15 protein-coding genes are annotated in these 16,372 nt (G+C 62.8%); 7 read left to right on the top strand and 8 right to left on the bottom strand.

Features of this window, described 5'->3' with window-relative positions; translation table 11 throughout:
* Nucleotides 1–23: 23 nt before the first annotated feature.
* Genes I7X09_RS11470 through I7X09_RS11455 form a run of 4 tightly spaced genes read left to right on the top strand, consistent with a single transcriptional unit; the run spans nucleotide 24 to nucleotide 3,487 of the window.
* On the top strand, nucleotides 24–785 hold the full coding sequence (locus tag I7X09_RS11470; RefSeq protein WP_166809056.1) for a crotonase/enoyl-CoA hydratase family protein: 762 nt from the start codon (nucleotides 24–26) through the stop codon (nucleotides 783–785).
* A complete protein-coding gene (locus I7X09_RS11465) occupies nucleotides 782–1,594 on the top strand; it encodes an enoyl-CoA hydratase/isomerase family protein (RefSeq protein ID WP_200316855.1) in 813 nt (270 codons plus the stop codon). The genes I7X09_RS11470 and I7X09_RS11465 overlap by 4 nt, the downstream gene beginning before the upstream one ends.
* 30 nt (nucleotides 1,595–1,624) lie before the next feature.
* Complete coding sequence (locus I7X09_RS11460) at nucleotides 1,625–2,527, top strand: LysR family transcriptional regulator (RefSeq protein WP_124569198.1); 903 nt, start codon at nucleotides 1,625–1,627, stop codon at nucleotides 2,525–2,527.
* A gap of 3 nt (nucleotides 2,528–2,530) precedes the next feature.
* On the top strand, nucleotides 2,531–3,487 hold the full coding sequence (locus tag I7X09_RS11455) for a LysR family transcriptional regulator (RefSeq protein WP_200316853.1): 957 nt from the start codon (nucleotides 2,531–2,533) through the stop codon (nucleotides 3,485–3,487).
* On the opposite strand, the gene I7X09_RS11450 is transcribed toward I7X09_RS11455, so the two are convergent.
* The 5 genes from I7X09_RS11450 to I7X09_RS11430 all read right to left on the bottom strand — a co-directional run bounded on the left by I7X09_RS11450 (nucleotide 3,484) and on the right by I7X09_RS11430 (nucleotide 9,678).
* Entirely contained in the window at nucleotides 3,484–4,389 is a 906-nt protein-coding gene (locus I7X09_RS11450) for an NAD(P)H-dependent flavin oxidoreductase (protein WP_442800597.1), read from the bottom strand. The genes I7X09_RS11455 and I7X09_RS11450 overlap by 4 nt on opposite strands.
* 53 nt (nucleotides 4,390–4,442) lie before the next feature.
* Nucleotides 4,443–6,098 (bottom strand): class I adenylate-forming enzyme family protein, encoded by a 1,656-nt coding sequence (locus I7X09_RS11445; protein WP_166809466.1) that lies wholly within the window; start codon nucleotides 6,096–6,098, stop codon nucleotides 4,443–4,445.
* Nucleotides 6,099–6,139: 41 nt separating this feature from the next.
* Complete coding sequence (locus I7X09_RS11440) at nucleotides 6,140–6,904, bottom strand: SDR family NAD(P)-dependent oxidoreductase (RefSeq protein WP_124569201.1); 765 nt, start codon at nucleotides 6,902–6,904, stop codon at nucleotides 6,140–6,142.
* A gap of 54 nt (nucleotides 6,905–6,958) precedes the next feature.
* A complete protein-coding gene (locus I7X09_RS11435; protein WP_095973154.1) occupies nucleotides 6,959–8,089 on the bottom strand; it encodes a thiolase family protein in 1,131 nt (376 codons plus the stop codon).
* A gap of 134 nt (nucleotides 8,090–8,223) precedes the next feature.
* Nucleotides 8,224–9,678, bottom strand: coding sequence for an MFS transporter (locus I7X09_RS11430; RefSeq protein WP_172436749.1), 1,455 nt, complete (start codon nucleotides 9,676–9,678; stop codon nucleotides 8,224–8,226).
* A 195-nt stretch (nucleotides 9,679–9,873) separates the two neighbouring features.
* Between I7X09_RS11430 and I7X09_RS11425 the strand changes: the two genes are divergently transcribed.
* On the top strand, nucleotides 9,874–11,031 hold the full coding sequence (locus I7X09_RS11425; protein WP_020970861.1) for an acyl-CoA dehydrogenase family protein: 1,158 nt from the start codon (nucleotides 9,874–9,876) through the stop codon (nucleotides 11,029–11,031).
* 65 nt (nucleotides 11,032–11,096) lie between these two features.
* Here the strand turns inward: I7X09_RS11425 and I7X09_RS11420 are convergent, their stop codons facing one another.
* Genes I7X09_RS11420 through I7X09_RS11410 form a run of 3 tightly spaced genes read right to left on the bottom strand, consistent with a single transcriptional unit; the run spans nucleotide 11,097 to nucleotide 14,219 of the window.
* Nucleotides 11,097–12,317, bottom strand: coding sequence for a CoA transferase (locus tag I7X09_RS11420; protein WP_200316848.1), 1,221 nt, complete (start codon nucleotides 12,315–12,317; stop codon nucleotides 11,097–11,099).
* A 31-nt stretch (nucleotides 12,318–12,348) separates the two neighbouring features.
* Nucleotides 12,349–13,347: a MaoC family dehydratase gene (locus I7X09_RS11415; RefSeq protein WP_200316846.1), complete on the bottom strand. Its 999-nt coding sequence runs from the start codon at nucleotides 13,345–13,347 to the stop codon at nucleotides 12,349–12,351.
* Nucleotides 13,344–14,219, bottom strand: coding sequence for an HpcH/HpaI aldolase/citrate lyase family protein (locus tag I7X09_RS11410; RefSeq protein WP_166809062.1), 876 nt, complete (start codon nucleotides 14,217–14,219; stop codon nucleotides 13,344–13,346). Before I7X09_RS11410 ends, I7X09_RS11415 begins: the two co-directional genes overlap by 4 nt.
* Nucleotides 14,220–14,416: 197 nt before the next feature.
* Here I7X09_RS11410 and I7X09_RS11405 point away from each other — a divergent pair, with 197 nt between their 5' ends.
* Both I7X09_RS11405 and I7X09_RS11400 read left to right on the top strand, forming a co-directional pair.
* Complete coding sequence (locus I7X09_RS11405; protein WP_095973186.1) at nucleotides 14,417–15,568, top strand: acyl-CoA dehydrogenase family protein; 1,152 nt, start codon at nucleotides 14,417–14,419, stop codon at nucleotides 15,566–15,568.
* 31 nt (nucleotides 15,569–15,599) lie between these two features.
* Nucleotides 15,600–16,346, top strand: a complete 747-nt coding sequence (locus I7X09_RS11400) for a GntR family transcriptional regulator (protein WP_095973158.1) — start codon at nucleotides 15,600–15,602, stop codon at nucleotides 16,344–16,346.
* Nucleotides 16,347–16,372 lie beyond the last annotated feature (26 nt).

The following is a 16,372-nucleotide window of genomic DNA, read 5'->3' as shown; positions in this document are numbered from 1 at the left end:
CATCACGGAAGTAGGAACCGAACATGAGCGTCGTGCTCACCGACTTCGCCGACGGCGTTGCCGTCATCACCCTCAATCGTCCCGAGGCCAAGAACGCGGTCAACCTGGACCTCGCAAAGGCACTCGCAGCCGCGATCGACGAGTTCGAGGAACGGTCCGATCTCACCATCGGAATTCTGACCGGAGCCGGTGGAACCTTCTGCGCCGGTATGGATCTGAAGGGTTTTGCCCGCGGGGAGCGGCCATCGCTGCCGGGTCGTGGATTTGCCGGTCTGACCGAGGCTCCGCCGTCGAAGCCGCTGATCGCAGCCGTCGAAGGTTGGGCACTCGCCGGCGGTTGTGAACTGGCCTTGGCGGCCGACTTGATCGTGGCATCCACGGACGCGAAATTCGGCCTGCCCGAGGTGAAGCGGGGGCTTGCCGCGGCGGCCGGCGGACTCCTACGTCTGCCGAAAATTCTCCCGTACCAGTTGGCCATGGAAATCGCGATCACGGGGGATCCGCTCAGTGCCACCGTGGCGCATCATCATGGCTTGGTCAATCGGCTCGCCGAACCGGGACAGGCGTTGACCGTCGCACGCGAGCTTGCGGCCCGAGTAGCGGCAAACGGTCCACTGGCTGTGCGCGCGACCAAGCAGGTACTGGCAATGTCCGCCAAGTACACCGATCCGGACGCCTTTGTCGCGCAACGCGAATTCATCGATCCGGTCTTCACCTCACGTGACGCCAAGGAAGGCGCCACGGCATTTGCCGAGAAGCGCTCTCCCGTGTGGAGCGGTTCATGAGTGCCGAGACGATCGAGCGCGCGGCCGTGAGCATCGAACGTGACGGTGCCGTCGCGACGATTGTTCTCTGTCGGCCGCACCGCCGCAACGCTCTCGATCTCGACGCCTGGATCGCTCTACGTGAAGCAGTCCTCGAACTTCAAGAGGACTCGCAGATTCGCTCTGTGATCCTGACCGGCGCGGACGGGACCTTCTGCGCGGGATCCGATCTGGACAAGCGTGGCTCGTCGCACCCGCTCGATCGCATGCGTGTCATCAACGCAACGGCGATCACACTGGGCGAGTTTCCCAAGCCTCTGGTGGCGAAGGTCGACGGGTTTGCCGTCGGAGCCGGATGGAACATGGCGTTGCTCTGCGACTTCGTCGTGGCAGCCAAGGGTGCGAAGTTCAGCCAGATTTTTGCCAAACGGGGGTTGTCTGTCGACTTCGGGGGTTCGTGGATCCTGCCGAGACTGGTCGGCCTCCAACAAGCCAAGCGACTGGTGATGCTCGCCGAGACGATCGACGCACAGGAAGCCTACGAGCTCGGGTTGGTGACGTATCTGGTCGAACCGGCCGAACTGGACGAACACACGTCCACACTGGCGCAGCGGCTCGCCGCCGGTCCGCCGGCCGCACTGAGTCAGTCTGCTGCGATGCTCGAACATCACACCTCACTCTCGTTGCGGGAAGCCTTGGACAACGAGGCGAGGGCCCAGGCGGTCAATTTTGCGACGGATGCTACCGACGCGGTTCGTGCCTTCGTGGAAAAGCGGGAGCCGGTCTTCACCGGTGAGTGGGCCGTACCAGGGGTAACTCGGGTGGAGTGAGCGTCAGATCGCTGGTCGTATGATGGATGAGTGGATCTGCACTTCGTTACCTACTTCGTCGCTGTTGTCGACCACGGTGGGATAACGAAGGCCGCTCAAGCTCTCTACATTTCGCAGCCCTCGCTGTCACAGGCAATTCGCACGCTCGAGCGTCGACTCGGCGCCACGCTCTTCGACCGGACCGGTAGGCGGTTGGTTCTTACCGACGCGGGCCGCACGTTCGATCTCGCGGCCAGGAGAATCCTTGCCGACGTCGAGCGCGCGAAGGCGAAAGTGACCGCCGTTCGCGAACTCGAGTTCGGCCGGGTGGACGTCGTCTCGTACTCGGCGTTCTCGATCGATCCGATGGTCGAGTTGGTCAGGCGATTCCGCGCCAACTTCCCCAAGATCGTCGTGCGCGTTCTCGACACGTACGGCCCGGCCGGGGTCGACAATGCGTTACGGCGAGGGTCGGCCGAGGTCGGCGTCACCGATCTGAGTATCGGGTACGAAGGTTTGGTCACGGCTCCGATTGCCACTCAGGAGTTGGTACTCGCCACCCATGCGTCGTTGTCCGGCCGGCTTGCAGCGCCGTTGACGGATCCGGTTCCGCGAGCGCTCTTGCACAGTTTGCCGCTGGTGGTCGATCTCGGTGATCAATCGAATCAGTTCCGGGGTCTACTCAGCGAAGGCGCCGAAAACGTAGTCGTGGACTGCGTCCATCCTGTGACCACGTGGGAACTCGTGCGTCGAGGGATCGGCGCCACTGTCGTGCCGAGAAGGGTTGCACAGCAGCAGATGACAGACGTCGGCGCCTTCTCCTTCGATCCGCCGCTGACACGCGACGTCGGCATCGTCTATCGCTCGGGCGAGCAATCTCCGGCAGCCGCTGCATTCATCGCGACGGCTGCGGAAATGGCTTCCTCCGCCGTTCCGTCCGAGGAAGAGGAGTGAACTGTGGAGTTCCGGCAGATGGAGTACTTCCTCGCGGTCGTCGAGAACAAGGGGATCAACGGCGCCGCAGCGGCTTTGGGAGTTGCTCAGCCGACCGTGTCACAAGCGTTGCGCGGGCTCGAACGTGAACTGGGAGTGAGGCTGTTCCATCGCATCGGGCGCGGCATGGTGCTCAGTGCGGCCGGTCGCAGCCTGGTCGGCCCGAGTCGACAGGTCCTGCGAGACGTAGCTGCGGCGGCTGAACAGTTGACGGCATCCGATGGCGCCATCGTCGGTCGCCTCGACATCATGGCTTTCCCGGCACTGACCTCGGGGACGATCGTCGATCTGATTGCGGAGTTCTGTCGACGGTATCCGCAAGCACGAGTCAGATTCTCGGAACTCGAGCGTGAGGACAATCTGGAAAGTCTCATCCGGGACGGCCACTGCGAATTCGCGGTGGCTCATCTGCCACTGGAGGCGGGAGAAGGCCTCGAGATCGTCGAATTGGGGGAGCAGGAGTACCGCCTGGTCTACCCGGCGGGAACCGAACTACCCGAGGGGCCGGTACGCCTTTCGGAAATGCCGGACATTCCCATGGTGTTCGTTCCTCGCGGGGCAGCGATGGGTGACGCGATAGAAGATTCGATCCGAAAGGCGGGTACCAGAACGGAACTCGCGGTGGTGACCGAGCAACGGGAGTCGCGGCTCCCGATGGTCATCGCCGGGCTCGGCGGTTCGTTGGTCGAGCGCTCGGTGGCCAAATCGATGCCAGGTCAGGTGGTGGAACGGGCCTGTGAGCCGAGATTCCTGCGTGCGTACGGTCTCGCCTTCGACCCCTCGACACTGTCGCCGGTGGGACAGGTATTCGTGAACCTGGTCCACGAGTACCTGTCCGACGAATCCCTGCCTGACGAATCCCTGCCTGACGAATCCCTGCCTGACGAACGCCTGCCTGACGAACGCCGGTCACAGCACTAGAGTCGGCAGATACGTTCTCGAGCGGCAGCGTACTCGGCGGCGAGACGCTCTACTACTGCATGCGTCGGAAGGACTGCGTCGATCGCTCCGATGCCCTGTCCGGCGCCCCAGATGTCACGCCACGCCTTGGTATCGGTGTCGGTGGTCGCGAAACTCATTGCGGATGGATCGGATTCGGCCAGGTTGTCGGGGTCCAAGCCGGCGGCAACGATGCTGCCCCGCAGGTAGTTTCCGTGTACTCCGGTGAACAGGTTGGAATAGACGATGTCGGAGGCCCCTGAACCCACGATCATCTCCTTGTACGCAGGATCCGCATTGGCCTCTTCGGTGGCGATGAAAGCCGAACCGACATAAGCAAGGTCGGCACCGGCCGCGAGCGCAGCGAGAACCGAATCGCCATGAGCAATAGCCCCCGACAGCAGTAGCGGACCGGCGAACCACTCACGAATCTCACGAATCAGGGCAAACGGCGACTGCCTACCGGCATGACCACCAGCCCCGGCAGCCACCGCGATCAGTCCGTCGGCGCCCTTCTCGATCGCCTTGCGTGCAAAGCGATTGTCGATGACGTCATGGAGAACGATTCCGCCGTATGCGTGGACGGCGTCGTTGATGTCGGTGCGAGCGCCGAGGGACGTGATGACGATCGGAACCTCGAACTCGGCGATGGTCGCCAGATCCTCTTCCAGGCGGTTGTTGGACCGGTGGACGATGAGGTTGACGGCAAATGGCGCCGACGGATTTTCCGGGTGCTCACGATCATGGTCCTCACGAGCGACCGTGATCAGTTTGAGCCAATCCCGAAGTGCCGACTGCGGACGAGCATTCAGGGCCGGGAAGGACCCGATGATCCCGGCGGTGCACTGCGCGATGACGAGGTCAGGAGTCGAGATGATGAACATCGGTGAAGCGAGAACCGGGACACGCAGTTGCGACGTCAGGTCTGCGAAGGTCGTCACCTGGAACCGCCTTTCTGATCGACGGATTCGAGAAGTCTCGAGCGGAGGTCGGTCTTGAGGACCTTACCGGCAGCCGATGTCGGAAGGAGTTCTACCTCGACGACTTCGCGAATCTTCTTGTACGGCAGCACCTGCTCGGCGACAAACGCCTTGATCTGCTCGGCGTCGAACTCGGCGCCCGGAATCATCACCACGAAGGCTACGGGCTCCTGGCCGTTGCTCCCCACTTCGCGGCCGACGACCGCAGCAGTCGAGATCGCCGGGTGCGAAACCAGAATCTCTTCGAGTTCACGCGGATAGACGTTGTACCCCTTGTAGATGAGCATGTCCTTTGCCCGGTCACAGATGAAGAGATATCCGTCCGAGTCCAGGTACGCGATGTCTCCGGTATCCAACCAGCCGTCGACGAACTGTTCTGCGGTGGTTTCCGGGTGTCCGAGATAGCCGTCGGTGACCTGAGGTCCACGCACCCACAGTTCGCCGCGTTCGTTCTCGCTCAGAACAGTCTTTCGGTCGAGCTGATCGCGAATCTGGATTTCGGTGTCGAAGATCGGGAGGCCGACGCTGCTCTGCCGGTACTGCGAGCCGTTGATTAGCGGAGCGGCCGTGACCACACAGGTGGCCTCGGTAAGCCCGTACCCCTCGACGACGAGCGCTTTGGGAAATGCCCGGCGGAGTGCGGCGAGGGTGACGCTGTCGATCGGGGCAGCGCCCGAAGAGACGACGCACACGCTGTCGGTGTTGCGCACCGTGGCGTCGGGATGAACCGACAGTGCGTGCCACATGGCGGGAGACCCGGTGAGATAGGTGGCCTCGTGCTTTTCGATCAGCTCGAGCATGCGGCCGGGTTCGAACCGACCGGCAAATACCTGGGTGAGACCGGAAATCAACAGGAACGACGTGTTGAGCAATGAATGTGCGTGGAAGAGAGGTGAGACGACGATGGTCGCCCCGGTCCCCGGCGTCGGACCGAGCACGTCGAGGCCTTCGATGCGTCGAGGCGTGACGAGACCGTCAGGACCTGCTTCCAACTCGTGCCCGGTTCTCCACCCACACATCTGCGTGATGTTGCCGACGACGTTGCGGTGAAGAACACGAACACCTTTGGAGACTCCGGTGGTTCCGCCGGTGAACGCGATGTGTGCGATGTCGTCGCTACGAACGGAGGCAGGGGTGAATTCGGTGGGTAGATCGGCGATGAAGGTGTCGAACGCGACGACCGACTCCGGTGTATCGAGCGTGCCCTCGGTGTCCTGAACCATCACGATCGTACGTACGGAGGTTCCTGAAGAGGCTGCAAGCAGTACGTGCAGCTGCGAACTCTGAGTGACCGCAGCAACGGCGGACGTCTCCTCGATCTGCTTGCGCAGTCCGAGTTCTGGCTGCAGCGGGTTGACCAATGTCACGGTCGCCCCGGCCTGCAGGCAGCCGTAGTAGGCCTGCAGGAACTCGACACAGTTCCCGAGATGTAGCAACACGACATCGCCGACGCCGACCCCAGCCCGCCGCAGTGCACCGGCGAATTGCGCACTGCGCTGACCGAGTTCGCGGAACGTGCACGTGCGCTCGCCGTCCACGACGGCGAGGCGATCACCGTACAGTGCCGCCATGCTGGGTGCCCAGTACGCCATGGTCGTATCCGGGTAGTGCATGTTGTGGCGCAGTTGTGGATTGGCGATCACGCTGGCGCCCGTCACCGTGGAGCCATTCGGATAGCGCCGTCGAGTCTGATGGTTTCGCCGTTGAGATAGCCGTTCTCGAGCATCGAGACGGCGAGCTGGCCGAACTCGTCCGGGCGACCCAGCCGTGAGGGGTTGGGAACCGAGGCTTCGAGGGCCGTGCGCACGTCTTCGCGCAGGCGCGCCAGCAGGGGAGTGTCCATGATGCCGGGAGCAATGGTGTTGACGCGGATTCCGCGGCTGGCGAGATCGCGGGCAGCGGTGACCGTCATACCGACGATGCCGGCTTTGGACGCTGTGTAGTTGATCTGACCGATCTGACCTTCGAATGCTGCGACCGACGCCGTCATGATGACGGCACCTCGCTCACCGTCCACGGCGTCGAGTTCCGCCATCCGTTCGGCGCCGAGACGGAGTGCGTTGAACGAACCGACAAGATTCAGCTTGACGACGAACTCGAAATCTTCGACCGATCCGGCTTTTCCGTCCTTGTCGAGAATGCGCATGCGACGTCCGGCACCCGCGCAGTGGACGACGCCGCGAAGGCCGCCGCGCTCGTGCGCCGCGTCGAGTGCTTCGGCGAACTGTTCGCTGTCGGTGACGTCGGCCGGGGCGAATTGTGCGGCAGCTCCGAGATCGGCCGCCACCTGCTTACCGTCGGACGAAGGCAGATCGATCAATGTGACCTGCGCTCCGGCGTCGAGCAGTCGTCGAGCGGTAGCCAGGCCGAGACCTGAAGCGCCGCCGGTGATCGCGGTGGAAAGTCCCTCGAGTTTCATGAATCAATTCTTCTTTCCTGCTGGATGACGTGTCGGCCCGAAAGCGTTGTCGGGTCAGATCAATTCGAGAATGGTCGCATTGGCCATGCCGCCGGCCTCGCACATCGACTGGAGTCCGTATCGAATTCCGTTGTCGCGCATGTGATGTGCCAGGCGAGTCATCAAGATCGCGCCGGATCCGCCGAGTGGGTGGCCGACCGCGACAGCGCCGCCGAGAGGATTCACACGATCGATGGCTGCGCCGGTTTCAGCCTGCCAGGCAAGGGGGACGGGGGCGAATGCCTCGTTGATCTCGAACGCTCCGATGTCGTCGATGGACAGGCCGGAGCGATCCAATGCCTTTGCGGTGGCGGCAATCGGACCGGTGAGCATGATGACCGGGTCGTCGGCTGCGACCACCGCGGTGTGAATACGGACGAGCGGCTTCCACCCGCGTGCGCGGGCGTACTCGCTGGTCGTGACGAGTGTGGCGCCCGCCCCGTCGGAGATCTGAGAAGAGTTGCCGGCGTGGATGACACCGTCGGCGTCGAAGGCCGGGGGCAACTTCGCGAGCGACTCCAGACTTCCACCTCGCCGAATGCCTTCGTCCTGGGACAAGCCGGCGATCGGAGTGATCTGCCCGGTGAATGCTCCTGCATCGGTGGCACGGCCCGCGAGTTCGTGTGAGCGGAGGGAATATTCGTCCAGAGCCGTTCGAGTGAGTGCCCATTTCCGGGCCATCATCTCGGCGCCGGTCCCCTGGCTGAAACTGTCCACACCGTAGCGTTCGAGTACCGAAGCCGGGAAATGCTCACCGTTCTTGCTGGCGGTTCCCATCGGAACTCGCGACATCGATTCGACGCCTCCGGCTACGACCACGTCGTTCTGCCCGGAGATGACGGTGGCCGCAGCAAAGGAAACTGCCTGCTGGCTCGATCCGCAGGCCCGTGTCAGTGTCACGCCGGGAACGCTGTCGGGCCAGCCGGCGGCGAGTGCTGCTGTACGGGCGATGCTTCCGGCCTGTTCGCCGACCTGACTGACGCATCCCCAGATCACGTCGTCGACCGTCGCCGCGTCGAGTCCGGTCCGTTCAGCGAGTGCACGCAGCACATGTGCAGACAGTTCGGCCGGATGGATCTCCGAGAGGGCGCGGCCGCGACGGCCGATCGGTGTACGTACTGCGTCGACGATGACGGCATCTCGCATGTATCTCTCCTGCTGTTCGTGCCCGGTTCTGCGACTGTGCGGTCGGGGCGTGCCTCGAGTCGATCACGAGCGGGTCGACCCGGCAATGTCTTTCGGTGAATAGCTTTGTTAGCGAATGGCTATACGTGGAGTACTCAGCCGCGGATGAGCTTGCGATCGCGCTCGGGATTGGCGAAGACGAGGACCAGAACCGCGGCGATGACTCCGATGACGCCGATTGCCTGGAAGGACTGGGCGTAACCGTCGGCCGGGGTTGCAGCGTTGTCCACGATGACTCCCGTTGCGTAAGGAGCGATCAGGCCACCGATCGACATGATGGCGAGGAAGAATCCCATCGTTCCGGCAGTCTGCTGCGGCGGGCACAGTTCCGAAATTGCAGCGTTGATGAGCGGGAAGGTGATTGCCGAGAACCCGTAGCCGATCGAGACCATGGCGACAGCGACGATGGGAGTGGAGATCTGTGGCAGGAACAGGAGAATCGATCCGCAGATCAGAACGCCGACGCAGGGAACGATGACGCGGACCGTGCGAGAAGTGAAGCCGCGGCCGATCAACTTGTCCGTGACGGAACCGGAGGTGATCATGAGGACGAGACCGACGATCGAGGGCAGCGCGAACATCGAACCGGCTTGCATCGCACTGTATCCGAGGCCGACCTCGAAGTACGACGGCAACCAGGTGAGAACGACGGTGGTCAGCGCGTAGATGGTGGCGATGAGGAAGCAGCAGCTGACGAAGGTGCGGGAGAGCAGGATCTTGCGCCACGGAACGTTGGGCTCGGTGACCGTCTTCGTGGCTGCCTCGGTTGCTTCTGTATCCGCAGTCTTTGTCGCCTTGACGGCCTTGCTCGTGTACGGGCCCTCGGACCAACCGGCCAACCAGCAACCCATCCACACGAGACCGAGAACGGAGAGCGAGAGAACCGCTGCGCGCCAGCCGTAATGAACGGCGATGAAGGTCAGTACCGGCGCGAGGGCGATCTTTGCCACAGAGGCGGATCCGGCGAGCATTGCGCCGGGAAGGCCGCGCTTGGCCGGCGGGTGCCACGAGTACGCCGCGGTGTGCATCAGCGCCGAGCTGGGACCCTCGGCGAATCCGAGGAGCATGCGCGAGACGATCAACATCGCGAGGCTGGCGCCGAGAACGAGGGGGAGCATGACCACAGACCAGATTGCGGCCAGGATCAACAGTGCCCAACGTAGGGTCAGGTACTTGTTGAGTGGTCCGGCGAGGAATCCGCCGATGCAGAACATCAGGAAGAAGAGCGAGCCGACCATGCCGATTTGCGAAGACTTCAGTCCGAGCTCACGAGCGAGGGGCTGAGCGATGATTCCGAGGACTGCCTTGTCCGCGTAGTTGACGATGTAGAGGAAGACGACGAGCCCGGTCATCGTCCACGCACGCTTGCGGGTACCGAAGACGGGGACTGCTGACGAATCTGGCGTTGCTGTTGCTTCGGGCTGGACGTCGTTACGCTGTGGCGCGATGGGGGTCACGTGGCGTCCCTTCGAGACTGGTGGGCGGATGCGATCGTGCTCGAAGCGCGGCCTCGAAGCGATCGATGGTGTTGTGTTTGCCGGCTGACCCATTCAACGTGTTCTGGATCACTTTGGGCAATGTCGCGTCGATGATCGGAACGATAGCGGTTGCCTATGTATCGCAGGTCAGGCCATATTGGTACGCCCTATCGGAGCAATAGCCGATGAGTGTTGGATTGGATGCGGAACATTGAGGCAAGGTGAGATCAGGATCACCCTGTTCCCTCGACCGACTGGAGTTCATACATGCAGCGCACCGTGTTCAACGAGGATCACGAGGCATTCCGGGCTACCGTCCGCGATTTCATCGCGAAGGAAGTAACCCCGGTCCACGAGAAGTGGGAAGAGGACGGTCACCCGCCCCGCGATTTCTACCGACGACTCGGAGAGTTGGGCGTACTCGGAATTCAGGTGCCGGAGGAATACGGCGGAGGCGGCGAGAAGTCGCTCAAGTTCAACGTCGTCGTCGCCGAGGAAGTTGCTGCCGCCGGGGCTTCCTTCGGCTCGCAGTCGGTGCATACGAACCTGATCCTGCCCTACCTGCTCGAGTACGCGAACGACGAGCAGAAGAGTCGCTGGTTGCCGGGCTTCGCTTCCGGAGATCTGATGTTCGCGATCGCGATGACCGAACCGGGAACAGGGTCGGATCTGGCGAACATCGCGACGACGGCCAAGCTGTCGGAGGACGGTACGCACTACGTGGTCAACGGTTCCAAGACGTTCATCACCGGCGGGGTACTTGCCGATCGCGTCCTGGTGGTGTGCCGCACCGCGCCCAGCACAGCGGAGAACCGACGCACCGGGTTGTCGATTCTGGTGGTCGACACGTCGTCGCCCGGATACTCGGTGGGGCGCAAGATCAACAAGATCGGTCTCAAGACCTCCGACACCGCGGAGCTTTCGTTTGTCGACGTACAGGTACCCGTCGAGGACAGGCTCGGAGAAGAAGGCGACGGATTCAGCTACCTGACCCACAACCTGGCTCAGGAGCGCCTGACTATCGCATTCGGAGCGGCCGCCACTGCCAGTGCAGCGCTTCGCTTTGCCATCGACTACGTCAAGGACCGCAAGGTGTTCGGCAAGCCGGTTGCGGCATTCCAGAACACCAAATTCGTTCTGGCCGAATGTGCCACCGAGGTCGATGCCATCCAGTTGGTGTCCGACAACGCACTCGAATGTCATGACCGTGGCACGCTGACGATTCCCGATGCAGCGAAGGCGAAACTGTTCTGCACCGAGGCGGCAGGTCGAGTGATCGACAAGTGCCTCCAACTCCATGGCGGATACGGGTACATCACGGAGTATCCGATCGCACGCCTCTACGCCGATACACGTGTCACGCGAATCTACGGTGGCACAAGTGAAGTCATGAAGACCATCATCGCGAAGGATCTTGGTCTCTGAATTGCTCGTTGCATGTTTTCGGCCTCGGAACTGTGTTCCGAGGCCGAAATACGTTCGTGAGTGGGTCAGTTCGCCGGAACCCCGACGACGCCGTCCGCAATGAGCGTCGAGGCGTGATCAGCGGTGGTTCCGAGGATGTCGGTGAGCACTGCGACCGAATCGCCGCCGACCTCGGAGGCCGGTCCGGTGCTCAGATGCGTGCCGTCGAACGACGCCGGGTTGGCGGCAGCGAGATAACTTCCGATTCGAGGCTGGTCGAGTGCGGAGAACATCGGGTTGTTCTCGAGTTCACCGGATTTCACAACCTCCTCGAAACTACGGTACCTCTCGAACAGTACTGACGACTGGTCCAGCGCGGCAGTGATCTCGGCGGCGCTGTGTTCCCGGAACCAGTGTGAGAACAGGGCTGTCAGGACCTCTCGATGACGGTAGCGGTCCGCTTCGGTGGAGAAGTCGGCTCCGAGGGCGGCTTCGACGGCGTCGACAGCCGCCGCGGTGCCGGTGACCGACGCAAGGTCACGGAAATGGCGAGTAGTGAGTGCAACGATCATGAACCGGTCGTTGTCGTTGGAGACGAAATCGATTCCGTACGTGCCGTAGACGGCGTTCCCGCCGGACTCGCGACTGCGGCCGTTCACCTGTACTTCGGTGAGGTAGCCGAGGGTTCCCGCGGTGGCCAATGCGACGTCTTCGAGTGGCAGCGTGATCTGCGTGCCGTGTCCGGTCGAGTCACGTTGGCGCACAGCGGCAGTGATCGACAGGGCGGCGTAGAGCCCGCAGGCGACGTCCCAGGCCGGCAAGGCGTGATTGACAACTCCGGCGTAGTCCGCGGGGCCGGTGATCTGTGGGAATCCCAACGCGGCGTTGACCGTGTAGTCGACGCCGGGGCTGCCGTCGCGGCGTCCGAGAACCTCGAGGGTGATGACGTCGCTACGCAATTGGGTCAGGGAGTCGTGGCCCATCCAGGTGCGTCCGCCGGCATTGGTGACCAGGATTCCCCCGCCGGGTCCCGGAGCCGTGACCAGCTGCCGAATCAGTTCTTGGCCGCGCTCGGCGCGCATGTCCACTGACAGTGACCGTTTACCTTTGTTGAGTCCGGTCCAGTAGATGCTTTCACCGTTGTCGGTGACTGGCCAGCGCTTGTAATCGGAGGCACCGCCGATCGGGTCGATCCGGATCACCTCGGCGCCGAGCTGGGAGAGAGTCAGTCCGCACAGGGGCGCGGCGACAAAGCTCGAGACCTCGACGATGCGAAGCCCGGACAACGGGCTAGGGGTCTGATTCATCTGTGTTCCTCCGTGGTGGAAAAGTGTGTGCTCATGCCATCAACACAGTGAAACGCCAGTCGAGGACCGGGGTGTGTGCTGCAGAAGCATTGTGAGAGAACACGAGTGAACGTAGCTGCACTGCGGTTCCATGTTCGAGGGGCGACGAGCCTTCGACGTGTAGTTCGCTGGTGAGGGTATCGCCCTCGTGCACGGGCCCGGTGTGATCGCACGAGTGCCACCCGAGCACTGTCACCAAGTTCGGCAGAGCGCGGGTTGCCTGGGCGAGTGCAATCCCGATGGTGTGGCCGCCGTAGACGAGGCGACCGTGGGCGCCGACGCGCTCGTCGTGGTGCGTCGCTGCGATGTTCAAGCTCAGCCGGGCAAGCTCGGGGGCGCTGGAGACGACGTCGCCGCTGCTGCGAAACACCGAACCCAACAGGTCGGATTCGAAGTGCCTGCCGGGTACGCGCTCTCGATACGTGTCGAGGTCCCAGCCGTCAGGTGACAGGTACGGATCCGGTTCGGACGGACCGATCGCCCCGAGGTCGTCGGCGTGGCGAACTCGCGCCTCGATCGGATCGGGGCTCAGTGGGAGCATGGCGCAGCGGTAGAAGTCGAGGACCGTGTTGCCGTTCTGGTCGGTGGACGTCATCCGCAGCGCGGCAAGTCCGGTGGCGCCGCGTCCCGGCTTGGCCGAGTTCTCGCGCAGACCGACAACCTCGGTGCGCGTGTACAGGGTGTCACCGAGTACCGGGAAACGGTGGAATCGCAGTCCACGGTAGAAGAGGTTTGCCTTGACGTGGTGTGTGACCACGGTCGACTGGCCGATGGCGATGTCGGTGACGAGACCTGGATTCGCCACTGGTGCAGCGGAACCCGTGACACTCGACGACAGATGTGCGTCGAGCGGAAGGCGCATGCGGTCGCCGAGGATCGCCTGATGGGCGGCGGCGAGTCCACTGGTCAACGTGACCGCGGGGGCTTCGTCGAATACCTGTCCGTGGGTGAGGTCGTCGAAGTACGGTCCTCCGACGTAGTGCTCGCTCATACAGTGACTCCTTCGGCTCGGGCAAGCGTACGACGCGCTGCCACGGCCACTGCCTCGTCGAGCATCTGGCCGTCGAGCTGGGCGGCACCCGAACCCAGGGTTTCGGCCTCTTCGAGTGCGGTCAGTACCCGTCTGGCGTCACGGACGGCGTCGTCCGAGGGGGTGAATGCGATAGTGGCCGAGTCGATTTGCGCCGGGTGGATGACCCATTTGCCGTCGAACCCGAGAGCGCTGGTCCAGTGCGCGGCGTGTCGGAAAGCGTCGTCGTCGGTGATGCCGAGGAAGGGCCCGTCGATTGCTGCGACGCCGGCTGCGCGGCAGGCGATCAGGATTCTGTCCTGAATGGCAAGCCAGTGTTCAGGCAGTGCCGAGCGTGAGCGACCCAGCGCTGCACCGAGATCGGCGTATCCGATGATCGCGGCCTGCAGACGAGGAGTCGCGCGGGCGATGGAGTCGGCATTCTGGACGCCGAGCGGAGTTTCGATCAGGGCTTGCAGGGTGGTGTGGTTCCCACCGGCAGTGAAGAGGATGTGCTCGGCCTCGAGTAGTTCGTCCGCGGACTCGACCTTCGGGACGATCACGCTCGTCAGCGATTCCTCGAGGCTGCCGCAGGCGATCAGGTCGTCGCGGGCCCACGGCGTGGTCAGGCCGTTGATTCGGACCGAGATGGTGCGCGCCCCACCGAACTCGAGCACCAAGGAGCTCACGAGGGTTCGCGCAAGGTCCTTGTTCGACGAAGTGACGGCATCTTCGAGGTCGAGAATCACCTCGTCCGCGCACGAAGAGAGTGCTTTGCGGGCCTTGCGCTCGTCCGAACCCGGTGCGACCAGGGACGCGCGGCGTCTGGTCGCGCGGTAGTGGTTCTCGTCCATGTGTATCGATTACCTCGATCTGGGGATCAAATGTACGGCCAGTTGCGAAATAGATGAGCTGCCGTGAACGGCGTTGATGTGCACCGAACTGCCTCGATGCTGGCAGTTGCTGCGTATCGATGTCAAGGCCGGTATTGACATTGCGCGAACAATATCGAAATATGGCCGTACAAACTTTTTCAAGTCGAGGCGGATTCATGCTCAAGCTCAACGACGAAGAGACATTTCTGATCGAAACCGTGCGCCGGTTCGTCGACCGAGAGGTCAAGCCCACGGTCCAGGAGGTGGAGCACGCGAACGAGTATCCCGAGAAGTGGATCGATCAGATGAAGCAGATCGGGATCTACGGCCTCGCGATTCCCGAGGAGTACGGCGGATCGCCGGTGTCGATGCCTTGTTATGCGCAGGTGACGCAGGAACTGTCGCGAGGGTGGATGTCCTTGGCGGGAGCGATGGGTGGACACACGGTGGTCGCGAAGCTCATCTCGCTGTTCGGTACCGAAGAGCAGAAGGTGAAGTACCTGCCGCGAATGGCAACCGGCGAGATCCGGGCAACCATGGCGCTCACCGAGCCCGGCGGAGGCTCCGATCTGCAGGCCATGACGACCAACGCCAAGAGTGACGGCACAGATCTGATCATCAACGGCGCAAAGACATGGATCACCAATGCCCGCCGGTCCGGCGTGATCGCATTACTGTGCAAGACCGATCCCAGCGCAAGCCCTCGTCATGCGGGCATCTCGATCGTCCTCGTCGAGCACGGCGAAGGACTGACCGTCTCTCGCGACCTCCCGAAGCTCGGATACAAGGGCGTCGAGAGTTGCGAACTGTCCTTCGACAATTACCGCATCTCCGAGTCGGCCATTCTGGGCGGTGCTCCCGGAAAGGGCTTCGCGCAGATGATGAAGGGGCTGGAGACCGGCCGTATCCAGGTGGCTTGCCGCGCACTGGGCGTCGCCACGGCCGCTCTCGAGGATTCACTTGCCTACGCGCAACAGCGCGAGAGCTTCGGCCAGCCGATCTGGAAGCACCAGTCGATCGGCAATTACCTCGCCGACATGGCAACGAAACTGACCGCCGCGCGGCAGCTGACCTGGCACGCGGCGCAGATGTACGACAGCGGCGAGCGCTGTGACATGGAGGCAGGCATGGCCAAGCTGTACGCCTCCGAGGTGGCGATGGAAATCGCGTTGTCCGCCGTCCGCATCCACGGCGGCTACGGCTACTCGACGGAGTACGACGTCGAGCGGTATTTCCGTGATGCACCACTGATGATCGTCGGGGAGGGAACCAACGAAATTCAGCGCAACGTGATCGTTTCGCAGCTGGTTGCCCGCGGCGGTCTGTGACGGAGCGGTGAGCAAGTAGGATCATGTCGCTATGAGCGGTAAGGAAAGAGAGACGGAGCCGGCGTACCAACGCCTCTCTCGTGAGCTTCGTCAGCAGATCTCTGCCGGTACCTACCGCGACGGCATTCAACTGCCCACCGAATCCGAACTGGCGCAGCATCACGGCGTGAGTCGGCAGACAGTCCGCCGAGCCTTTCACGACCTGGTTGCCGAGGGCATCGTGTACCGAGTGCCCGGGCGCGGCACGTTCGTGACCGAGAACAGCGGCCGCTATCTCCGTCATCTCGGATCCATCGAAGATCTCATGAACCTTTCGCGGGACACGACGATGGAAGTTGTGTCACCGCTGCAACGGCGCGTGGACATCGAGGCGGCCAGTCGGCTTCGGCTCGACACCGACGTCGTGTACACCGTGGTCTTCCGGCGGATACACGAGGGAGTTCCGTTCGTTCAGACGACGGCGCATCTGCCGGAGGCCGTTGCTCGGCAGATCATCGACCTGCCCGCCATGGCGGCCGGTGCGGTGAGCGCCAATACGGTGATCGGCTTGCTGGAGCCGCTGATCGACAGTCCGATTGTCGAAGCAGCACAGTCGATCACGGTGTCCCCGGCAACGGCGGACGTTGCCAGGGACGTCGGTTGCGAAATCGGCCACGCCATGTTGCGGGTAGACCGTTTGTACTCCAACGCGCAGGGCGTTGCAAACGAGTTGTCGGTGAGCTACTTCTTGCCGGAGCAGTACACGTATCGGGTGACACTGCGCCGGGGCGCACATTAGAGCTGCGCCGGGCGCTGTTGCTTTTC

The sequence above is a fragment of the Rhodococcus sp. P-2 genome (assembly GCF_016598535.1).
GTDB lineage: Bacteria > Actinomycetota > Actinomycetes > Mycobacteriales > Mycobacteriaceae > Rhodococcus_F > Rhodococcus_F baikonurensis.
Note: the sequence above shows the minus strand (reverse complement) of the source record. Positions and strands in the feature narration are given on the sequence as shown.